Below are 1,995 nucleotides of genomic sequence, written 5' to 3'. Positions count from 1 at the left end.
CCCGAGTTTTGCAGTTAGATAGACTCCCCCGATTTCGCTTCACCCAGGTCAGGCCCCGCACGGGCCTTCTTTTTTGTCAAATCAGCATGACTGTTTATGCCTGTTACTGCATGTTACCATGGTGCAATGATGCCATTGTCATCGCAGTCCAGGAGTTGTTTCTTGCATCTGAAGCAGCAGAAGAGGGGGAGCGGCCGCGTCTACCTGTCCATCGAGGAGAGCTTCCGCGTCGGCGGCAAGACCAAGTCGCGCCACGTGCAGGCCGTGGGCTACGTAGACGACCTCGCCACGGCCGAGTGCCCGGACCCGGTCGCGTTCTGGAAGGCCGAGGTCGCCCGCCGCAACGCCGAGGCGAAGGCGGCCGCGGCGCCCATCATGGTGAAGTTCACCGCCGAGCGGAGGATCGACAAGCGCGACCGGGAGGGCCAGGTCGACCTCGGCGCCGCCGTCCCGTCCGCCTACTTCCACCGCGACCTCGGCATCGGGGGCTTCTTCGAGAGGAGGCGGACCGCCCGGAACTTCGACTACGACCCGTGCCGGATACTGGAGCTGCTGGCCTGGAACCGCATCGCGAGCCCCGCATCGAAGAAGAGGGCCTGGGAGGCGCGCGGGCGCTTCCCCCGCAAGTGCCCCTTCTCGCCCGACGCCGTCTACCGCTCGCTGGACTACCTCGACGCGAACGCCGACGCGCTGGTCAGGCACATGAACGCCAGCATGGACAAGGCCCGCGGACCCAGGAACAGGACCCGCCTGTACTACGACGTCACCAACTACTACTTCGAGGTCGACGGCGAGGACGACGGGGACGGCCTCAGGAGGAGGGGGGCCAGCAAGGAGCACCGCCCCGAGCCGATCGTGCAGATGGGGCTGCTGCTGGACGGCGACGGCGTCCCCATGGACTACGACCTGTTCCCGGGCAACACGGGCGACATGCCCACGATGCTGCCGGTGATGAAGAAGGCGGGGCTGAGGCGCGCGGAGGGCGACCCGGGGGCCGGGCGCGTGGTGATGGTGGCCGACAAGGGGCTCAACACCTCGGACAACATCGCCGCCTGCACGCTCGACGGCAACGGGTTCATCATCTCGCAGTCGGTGCGCAAGGCGACCAGGGCGCTCAAGGCCTGGGTGCTCGACGGCGCGGGCTACGAGGGGAACGCCGCCGGCACCTTCAAGATCAAGAGCCGCATCTCCGACAAGCGCGTGCGCGTGACCTGCGAGGATGGGAAGAGGCGCGAGGTGAAGGTGCCCGTCAAGGAAATCGCGTTCCGGCCCAGGGACTACTTCGAGCGCAGCCGCATCGAGCGGGAGAGGGTCGTCGAGAAGTCCCGGGCGGCGGTGGCGCGCGGCGACATGGCGGGCGTCGTCGCCAGGTCGGCCGCGAGGTACGCCAAGGACCTGCCCGTCGTCAAGGCAACCGGCGAGGCCGCCTCCCACAACTGGACCATCGACGAGGGGAAGATAGCGGCCGACGGAGAGATGGACGGCTACTACTGCATCATCACCAGCGAGCAGGAGATGGGCGACCTCGACGTCATCGACGCCTACCGCGGGCTGTGGAGGATCGAGGAGTCGTTCCGCGTGACGAAGGGCGACTTCGACGCGCGGCCGGTCTTCGTCTCCACGCAGGCCCACATCCGCGCCCACTTCCTCATCTGCTACGTCGCCCTGCTCATCATGCGCCTCATGCAGCTCGACACCGGGAGGAGGCACTCCGCCGAGCGCATCTCGGAGGCGCTGCGCAACGTGGTGGGGCACCGCATGGACGCGAACCTCTACCTCTTCGACTACCGCACCGACCTGACCGACGAGCTGGCGGCGGCCGCCGGCATAGACCTGTCCAGGCAGGTGCTCAGGAAGGGGCGGATCAGCCAGGTCATGGCAGACGTGAGGAAACCGAGGAGCTGAGCGGTTCCGCCACAGGAAATGTCACCGGAAAGAAGGCCGATTCCCCATGTCAGGAGGGGGAATCGGCCTTCTGCTGCTGCAAAAGTCAGG

The 1,995-nt window shown here is 66.8% G+C and carries 1 protein-coding gene; it reads left to right on the top strand.

The window, feature by feature from the left end; genetic code table 11:
* Window positions 1–162: 162 nt before the first annotated feature.
* Window positions 163–1,905 carry an IS1634 family transposase gene (locus NOV21_RS07800; protein WP_283171729.1) on the top strand — a complete coding sequence of 581 codons (1,743 nt, stop codon included), beginning with the start codon at window positions 163–165 and terminating at the stop codon, window positions 1,903–1,905.
* Window positions 1,906–1,995 lie beyond the last annotated feature (90 nt).

This window comes from Curtanaerobium respiraculi, from assembly GCF_024609215.1.
In the GTDB taxonomy this organism is placed as follows: Bacteria; Actinomycetota; Coriobacteriia; order Coriobacteriales; family Eggerthellaceae; genus Curtanaerobium; species Curtanaerobium respiraculi.
The sequence above is the reverse complement of the archived record's forward strand: the minus strand, read 5'-3'. Positions and strand labels throughout refer to the sequence as shown.